Below are 8025 nucleotides of genomic sequence, written 5' to 3' on the forward strand. Positions count from 1 at the left end.
CTCTGGCCATAAAATATCCTCCCCCGAATTGATTCTGAGGAGGATTATCTCATGGTTGCTGCAAAGAACGAAGGTGGGTAGGGTTTGACGCTTACGGTTGGAGTATCGAATGGGACGTCAGAGTAGCTGCAACCGCGCTGAGTCGGGTTGGAGTATCGAATGGGGCGTCAGAGTAGCTGCAACCGCGCTGAGTCGGGTTGGAGTATCGAATGGGGCGTCAGAGTAGCTGCAACCGCGTTGAGTCGGGTTGGAGCATCGAAAGAGACGTCAGAGTAGCTGCAACCGCGCTGAGTCGGGTTGGAGCATCGAATGGGGCGTCAGAAGTAGCTGCAACCGCGCTGAGTCGGGTTGGAGTATCGAATGGGGCGTCAGAGTAGCTGCAACCGCGTTGAGTCGGGTTGGAGCAGCGAAAGAGACGTCAGAGTAGCTGCAGCCACGCTGTGTCGGGTTGGAGAGTAAGAGATTGCATCGGCTTCGAGCGCAATCGCATTTTACTTCTGGAATGCTCTACTAGGAATTCTACGCGCATTTCGAAGATTGCCGCTAACGGCTTGGGAAGCCGAACGACGACAGGTATAATGGAAACACATGACATCCATAGAGCGGATAAGGAGTGATCCTATGGTTTACGCCAGACCTCCCTGTTAATCGTTAACCGGATGCGCCGCGCGCGCCCCTCCATTCGGCGAGAGCTTGTATAGACTCGAACCGAATAACAGGAGGGATGCGGCCATGCTGCGCGCAGGAAACGTACGGTTACTGTATGCCATTCGCTTTTTTCAACATTTGATTCCCGCATACGTCATCGAGAGACTGTATTGGGAACAAAGAGGCATGACGATCCAGATGGTCGTCTATGCGGAGATGATTTTCGCCGCGACCATCGTCTTGTCCGAGCTGCCGACGGGTATTATCGCCGACAAATGGGGACGCAAGCGCCTGATCGTCGTCACCGCGCTGATGGGCTGCCTGGAGTTTCTGATTCTTGTTTTCGCAACGGAGTTTTGGCATTTCGCGCTTGTCGTGTTTCTGGCTGCGATCGGCAACGCGGCGGCCAGCGGAGCGGAGACGGCGCTGCTGTATGACACGCTGCTTGCTGAGCGCAAGGAGCGGGAGTTCGAGAAAATCCTGGGCCGCTTAAACGCGCTGGACATTGCCGCGACGATCTTGGCAGCGTTAAGCGGCAGCCTGTTGGCGGGGCATTTCGGCTTCGAGTTCAACTATTGGCTGTCCCTCGGCGCGATGGCCGTGTCCTTGTTCTTGACGGCCGCTTTGGCCGAACCCGTTCAAGAAAGCCGGAAGCGGGAACGTCCGATTCCGATTGGGGAGTACGTGACGACCTCTCTGCGCTTTTTCCGGTCCAACCCGGGGGTCGCTCTCGTGCTGTTGTCGGGCATGACGATGGGAGCGGCGGTCAATTACGTCGACGAGTTCTGGCAGACGCACCTCGACAGGCTGGGCATTCCGGTCGTTCTGTTCGGCGTCTTCTCGGCGGCGATTTTCCTGCTCCGGCTCCCAGGCAGCCTGTTCGCTTACAAGCTTCTGGAGCGGTTCGGCACGCGGCCGATGCTGTTGACGATTCTGGGCGCGATGACGGTCAGCTTCGCTTGGCTGGCTTGGTCCAGGGATTACGGCGGATTGGCGGCGCTGTTTCTCGTCAGCCTGTTCGCGGGAATGATCGAGCCGATCGCGTCGGGGTATTTGCAGCACAGGATCGGTTCCGACATGCGGGCGACGATGGGATCTTTTCAATCGTTGGGGGAAAACGCCGTGCTGATGCTGTCCGGGCTGGGATTCGGTTACTACTCCTCGCAATACGATATTTTCGGCGGGTTCGGGTTTATTGCGGCGATGTGCGGGGCGTTCCTGCTCTTTTTTGCCTTCTCCTCCAGGAATCTGATCGAGCGGGAGGCTTTCGGGTAACGATCTGCGTCGATCGGTTTATAAAGAAGCAAAATATGGTACGATAAGTCAGAACATCATGAGAATGCAAACGGTGGGAGACAAGTCTATGCGTGCCATATGGAAAATTTACACGACGGATTGGCTGAATATTTTCAAGGTGCCTACGGGGATTTTGCTGATTGTGGCGATCGTCCTGCTTCCTTGCCTGTATAGCTGGGTGAATATCAAGTCGGTCTGGGACCCGTACGCGAACACTTCCGGCGTGAAGGTCGCGGTCACGAACGAGGACCGGGGAGCGACCGTGCTGGACAGAAGCATCAACGTCGGAGAAGGGCTGGTCGACAATTTGCGGAGCAACCCGAAGCTGGGTTGGACGTTCGTCGACCGCGAGGAAGCCGAGCGCGGGGTGGATAAGGGAACGTATTACGCGAGCATTCTCGTGCCTGCCGACTTCTCCGAACGGATTACGGGTATCGCCGAAGGCCGGCTCGACAGGCCCGAGGTCGTCTATACCGTTAACGAGAAAATCAATGCGGTCGCGCCCAAGATTACGTCTTCGGGCGTGTCCGCGATCGCCGAGCAGATCAACGGAAGCTTCGCGGAAGCGGTCAGCGAGGCTCTGCTGACGAAGCTTCAGGAGGTCGGCGTCCAGGTCGAAGAGCAATTGCCGACGATTCGCAAAGTCGAGGGAGGCATCTTCGATCTGGAGAGCAAGCTTCCGGATATTCGGGCAGCCGGGCAGAAAGTGCTGGAGCTGGAAGGGAAACTCCCGGAAATAAGGGATAAAGCGCAGATCATAACGGAAGTCGAAGCCCGATTGCCGGAGATCGAACAAGCCGCGGATCATCTGCTCAAGCTTCAGAGCAACTGGCCGAAAGTCGAAGCGTTAGCCTCGGAGGTGCTGGCCATCCAGGAGAAGCTGCCGCTGATCCGGCAAGCGGCGGACCGGGTGGCGGAGCTGGACGGCAACTTCGACCGGATCGCGGAAGCGATCGCGCTCGCTTCGGACAAAGCCGCTCAGGCGATGGACATTGTCGCTGCGGCGCAGGGAGCGCTGCCGCAGGTGGCGGAGATTGCCGACAAGGGCGTCGCCTTCGCGGACGCGCTTAACGGGTTTCTGGCTGCGAACGCCGGGGCGTTCGAAACGGTTGCTCCGCTCGTGAAGCAGAATCTGATGCTGGCTCAGCAAGCCGCCGATTCCGTGGCTTTGCTGACGGGTCGGCTGCTCGCCGTCGATCCCGAGAAGCTGCCGACCGCGGAAGAGGTGCGCGCGGTCCGAGAGCGGTTGGCCGCGGCGTCCGGAGCGCTCGGGCGGACGGCGGAGCTGCTGGAGCGGATCGACGGCTACTTGCCGGGGCAGCCTCTGAGCGATGCGGCGCAGCGCGTTCGGTCCGCGGCGGAGCGGATGAACCGGCAGACGGAAGTTCTGGGCGCGGTCGCGTCCGGGCTGGAGAACGGCAAAGCTCCGGCGAAGGAGCTCGTAGAGCGGCTGAACGCGCTGTCCAAGGAAACGAGCGGGGCGCTGGGCGTCGTGCTGGCCCGCTACGACAGCGAGATCGTTCCGGCGATCGCGCAAGGGCTCGGCAAGCTGACGGAAGCTATGGGGACGTCCGCCGAGTTGCTGCGCGACGCGCAGGCAAAGCTTCCGGACATCGAAGCGATTCTGGCGGACGCGCAAGCGGGGCTGAGCTTCGGGCAAGGGGAGCTGAATAAGCTTCAAGGGGATCTGCCGCTGATTCGGGAGAAGGTGCACGAGCTGGCGCAAGCCTTCGGTCAGAAGGCGGAGGCATTCGAGCAGGCCGTTAACCTCGCGGCTCCGTTCGTGCGAGACGAGCTTCCGGCTATCGGAAGAAAGCTCGATCAAGCCGCCGCGTTCGTGCGCAGCGATCTGCCCGAAGCGGAGCGGGAGCTGTCCAAGCTGGCCGACTTCGTTCGCGTCAAGCTTCCGGAGATCGAGTCCGGCGTACACCGGGTGGCCGGGCTGGTCAGGGACGACTTGCCGGAGCTGGAACGCGCGGTGCGCACGGCGGCGGACAAGCTGCGCGAGGTGGAGGAGGACAATCATTTTGCGGAGCTGGCTAAGCTGCTGAAGGGCGACATTCGGAAAGAGAGCGAGTTTCTGGCTAACCCCGTGCTGATCAAGGAGAACCGTAAATATCCGATTCCGAACTACGGCTCGGCGATGTCTCCTTTCTACTGCGTGCTGTCTCTGTGGGTCGGCGCGACGCTGCTCATCTCCTTGCTCAAGACGGAGCCGGACAATCGGGAGGGCTACAAGCCGTACCAGCTTTTTATGGGACGTTTGGGGACTTTCGCGACGATCGGACTTTGCCAGGCGCTGTTCATTACGCTGGGGGACATTTTCATTCTGGACGCTTATGTGGCCGACCCGCCCGAGTTCGTGTTGTTCGCCATGCTGGTGAGCCTCGTGTTCGTCACGATCACGTATACGCTGCTGTCCGTGTTTGGCAATGTGGGCAAAGGCATCGCAATCGTGTTCATGGTGTTCCAATTCTCCAGCTCGGGGGGCACGTTCCCGATCAGCACGACTTCTCCGTTCTTCCAGGCGTTGAACCCGTTCATGCCGTTCACTTATGCGATCAGCCTGCTGAGGGAGGCGGTCGGCGGTATTCTGTGGGAGACGGCGCTGAAAGATATTCTCACGCTTGTCGTCTTCATCGCGCTGAGCCTGATTCTGGCGCTTGCGCTCAAGCGCCCGCTTAGCGGAATCATCCGCAGGTCGACGGAGAACGCGAAGAAGACGAAGATTATCGCCTAGGGCGTGCTGGAGAGAGGCTGACGGCTCAAGTGCTTTTGCTATGGAAGCCGAACGGGGACAAGTGCTATAATTGGAATAATCTTACGGATGAGGTGGGTTTGAAATGATTGGACGCAGCGGGAATCCGACTTTAAGCGATAAAGCGTTCGAGAAAACGGGACATTACGGCGGAACGGACCGAATGACGATCGACGGCACGGTGAACAAATCGTTCATTACGCTGGCGATTCTGCTCGGCGCCGCTTTCGTGACGTGGTCGATGTTCTTCAACGGACAGAACGTGGTTCCGTACATGATCGGAGGAGCGATCGGCGGTTTGGCGGTCGCGCTGATCATCAGCTTCAAGGCAACGTCCGCGCCTTATCTGGTGCCGGTCTACGCGGCGCTTGAAGGTGTTTTCCTCGGGGCGTTGTCCGCCAACTACGAGTCGCTGTACAACGGCATTACTTTGCAGGCTTCCTTGCTGACGATGTGCATCTTCGTCGCTCTGCTGCTCGCGTACAAAGCGCGGATCATCAAGGCGACCGAGAACTTCAAGCTCGGCGTGTTCGCGGCGACTGCAGGCATCATGCTGCTGTATCTGGCCAGCTTCGTGCTCGGCTTCTTCGGAATCACGATTCCGTATCTGCACGACAACAGCTTGATTGGCATCGGCATTTCCCTCGTCATCGTCGTCGTGGCGTCGCTTAACCTCGTGCTCGACTTCGATTTCATCGAGAACGGCTCGCAACAAGGCGCACCGAAATATATGGAATGGTACGGAGCGTTCGGCCTGATGGTGACGCTCGTCTGGCTGTACATCGAGATGCTTCGCCTGTTGGCCAAAATCGCCAGCCGGGACTAAGGCATATTGCACGAAGAAGAGCTGCTTCCGCATTTTTTGCGGAGCGGCTTTTTTTGCGGTTAAACGAGCTGATCGTATCGAAGGATCATACTTGAATCATTTCTGGGGATAATGTTGCATAGAAGGGTTTAAGTTTTGATTTAAGTTATGTTGGAGTTTTAGTTTAACTTCTGTGAAATGGGGGTACGAGGTGATGTTCATGTCTACAAAACAGGAACGTGAATGGGTCATAGAGAAGAGTGAACAAGTGCTGGAGCGTGCGATCAAACAAGCGGACCCCGAATTTTACCGAGCCTTCAGCAATATGCTGCATGATTATATTCTAGTAACTAACCCGCGAAAGCGAGTTGAATACCGAAAGGATCTTCCTGAACTGATTCGTTTCATCGCAGAAACCGTTGATCAAGCACAACCAGTGCGAGCATACTCGACCGGTGAACTCGCCAGAATTTTCGGCGTATCCGTTCAAGCTATCAACAAATGGATTGATGAGGGCAGATTTCTCGGCTACAAGCGGGAGGGTAAGAATCGTCACAATCGTATTCCGGAGTCATTATCTTTCGTGATGCGTACCGGAGAGGTGCTTCGGCTCCAGGAAGTCGTGGCAATGTACGAGCGGCAACAGCAAGAGCAACAATCGGGAGAAGGGGCCGCAGGCAACCACCGAGATACTGTACTGGATGAAATCTCGCGATTGATGAAGAAGCATGGCGGTACGTACGAGATGACGTTGGGAGCAAAAGCGGAGCGTACCGCCCCAGAGGAACGAGATGCCTCGATCTGGCTTGCGCTTCTCGATGAGTTGAGGGAAATCAATGAAGCGAAATAACGCTGATCTCTATGGGACGAATTTTGAGGTATGGAAACCATTTATACTCATATGGAAATCGTAAAATATAAAAAAGTGGAAAAGGGGCTGTCCCATAAGTAGAGTCGTACAAGATTATCGATGAAAAAGAAGGGCATCTATCTCCTGGAGACTGCCTCATACGGTCCTGAAATCACCTCTTAACGGGTTTACCGTTCCCATTTCAGGATCGTATAGCAGCGGAAGGAGATAGATGCCCATTAAAATTCACCCGTCGATAATTGTCCGGTACGTCTCTCTCTACTTATGGGACAGGCTCTTTTAGTATGCCGCGCAATCGACCCAAGAAGTTTATATCGTTTACTAACTTGTATTTACTTGTTTTATATTGTTTTTAATTGCGTTTGTATGTTAACATAGCGTTAACAAAAGTGTTGAAGGCGGGGTTATGCATCATGGTTGCAGTCTCCATCGTTCTCGTCCTATGCTCCGGACTTGCGCATGCTGTGTGGAATATGTTCGCCAAGCAAAGCACGGACAAACCGGTGTTTCTGTGGGCGATCTACGCTCCTTCGACGATCGTGCTGCTGCCCGTGCTGATCAACGAGCTGTCCGGAAACCAGTTTTCGCCGCGCGAATGGCTGTTCATGGGCGTGTCGCTGCTGATGCAGAGCATCTATGCTTTTCTGCTGGCGCAAACGTACAAGGCGGGGGATCTGTCGCAAGTCTACCCGATCATGCGCGGGATGCCGACACTGCTTACGCCCGCGGCGGGGGTGCTGCTGCTTGGAGAATCGCTGCCGATGTGGGGGTGGATCGGAATTGGCTGCATGCTGATCGGATTTGTCGTCATGGTCGGGCGGCGGCAGGAGGCAGGGGAGGGAGCGGCCTCCGTTCGGCCGATTCTGCTGGCTCTGGGAGTCGGCTTGTGCATTACGACGTATACGCTGGTCGACAAGGTGAATCTGGGGTATATGTCCCCGCTTGCCTTGCTTGAAGTGACGAACATCGGGTTTTTGCTGGGATTGACTTCGTCCGTATTGAAGCCGGGCAGGCTGAAGGCGGTTGTCCGCCGTCATCGGAACATTCTCTGGCTGGGGGCGATTCTGTCCCCGGGTTCCTATCTGTTGTTCCTGTTCGCGGCGAGAACGGCCGACGTTTCCACGGTGGCTCCGCTGCGGGAAGTCGGAATCGTATTCGGGACGCTGCTGGGGCTGCTTGTGCTGAAAGAGTCGCAGGGAGCCCGCCGGCTTGTCGCTTCGGCAGCCGTCGTGACGGGGATTATGATGATTGCGATTACGGGGCATTAAAGAGAAGAGAGCGTCGAAGCTTCGGCGCTCTCTTTGCCTATGTGGGGGTTCGTCAGTCAATGTTGTCAGATTAAGCCCCAGAGAGGGAGCAACACATATAGCCGGGAACATCGCTTCGCGATACCGCCATCTCTGTGCACGAGGTTGGGTGGGCGGGAACCTGGCACGCGCGGGAACAACTGCCGTTGGGCGGCCGTCGTGATGGCGGTAATGGCCTAACGTTACGGCGTAACGCTAAATGGCCGATGTGGGCAAGGCTAGCGGACAATAGAGCGACGGCATAATGGAGTTGTCAAGAAAAGTGCAGTTTGAAAACACCCTCATGCAGAAATCCCGTTGCTATGCTGCTTGTGACAGCATTCTTTCGCGATAAATAGTT

Annotated in this window: 5 protein-coding genes; all 5 read left to right on the forward strand. The window is 56.6% G+C overall.

All coding sequences use genetic code 11. From position 1 onward, the window contains the following. The first annotated feature begins 732 nt into the window (after positions 1–732). The 5 genes from B0G52_RS34945 to B0G52_RS34965 all read left to right on the forward strand — a co-directional run bounded on the left by B0G52_RS34945 (position 733) and on the right by B0G52_RS34965 (position 7646). On the forward strand, positions 733–1923 hold the full coding sequence (locus B0G52_RS34945) for an MFS transporter (protein ID WP_094051069.1): 1191 nt from the start codon (positions 733–735) through the stop codon (positions 1921–1923). A gap of 88 nt (positions 1924–2011) precedes the next feature. Beyond that, entirely contained in the window at positions 2012–4684 is a 2673-nt protein-coding gene (locus B0G52_RS34950; protein WP_094051070.1) for a YhgE/Pip domain-containing protein, read from the forward strand. A 103-nt stretch (positions 4685–4787) separates the two neighbouring features. Continuing rightward, positions 4788–5528, forward strand: a complete 741-nt coding sequence (locus B0G52_RS34955; protein WP_094051071.1) for a Bax inhibitor-1/YccA family protein — start codon at positions 4788–4790, stop codon at positions 5526–5528. Between the two features lie 199 nt (positions 5529–5727). Further along, positions 5728–6357 (forward strand): helix-turn-helix domain-containing protein, encoded by a 630-nt coding sequence (locus tag B0G52_RS34960; RefSeq protein WP_158223998.1) that lies wholly within the window; start codon positions 5728–5730, stop codon positions 6355–6357. Between the two features lie 434 nt (positions 6358–6791). Further along, a complete protein-coding gene (locus tag B0G52_RS34965) occupies positions 6792–7646 on the forward strand; it encodes a DMT family transporter (protein ID WP_094051073.1) in 855 nt (284 codons plus the stop codon). The last annotated feature ends 379 nt before the right edge of the window (positions 7647–8025 follow it).

The sequence above is a fragment of the Cohnella sp. SGD-V74 genome (genome assembly GCF_003001675.1).
GTDB lineage: Bacteria > Bacillota > Bacilli > Paenibacillales > Paenibacillaceae > Cohnella.

Excerpts from the sequence above, each read along its gene's own strand:
- B0G52_RS34965 (WP_094051073.1), top strand. The coding sequence starts at position 6,792 with ATGGTTGCAGTCTCCATCGTTCTCGTCCTATGCTCCGGACTTGCGCAT.
- B0G52_RS34945 (WP_094051069.1), top strand. The coding sequence starts at position 733 with ATGCTGCGCGCAGGAAACGTACGGTTACTGTATGCCATTCGCTTTTTT.
- B0G52_RS34950 (WP_094051070.1), top strand. The coding sequence starts at position 2,012 with ATGCGTGCCATATGGAAAATTTACACGACGGATTGGCTGAATATTTTC.
- B0G52_RS34955 (WP_094051071.1), top strand. The coding sequence starts at position 4,788 with ATGATTGGACGCAGCGGGAATCCGACTTTAAGCGATAAAGCGTTCGAG.
- B0G52_RS34960 (WP_158223998.1), top strand. The coding sequence starts at position 5,728 with ATGTCTACAAAACAGGAACGTGAATGGGTCATAGAGAAGAGTGAACAA.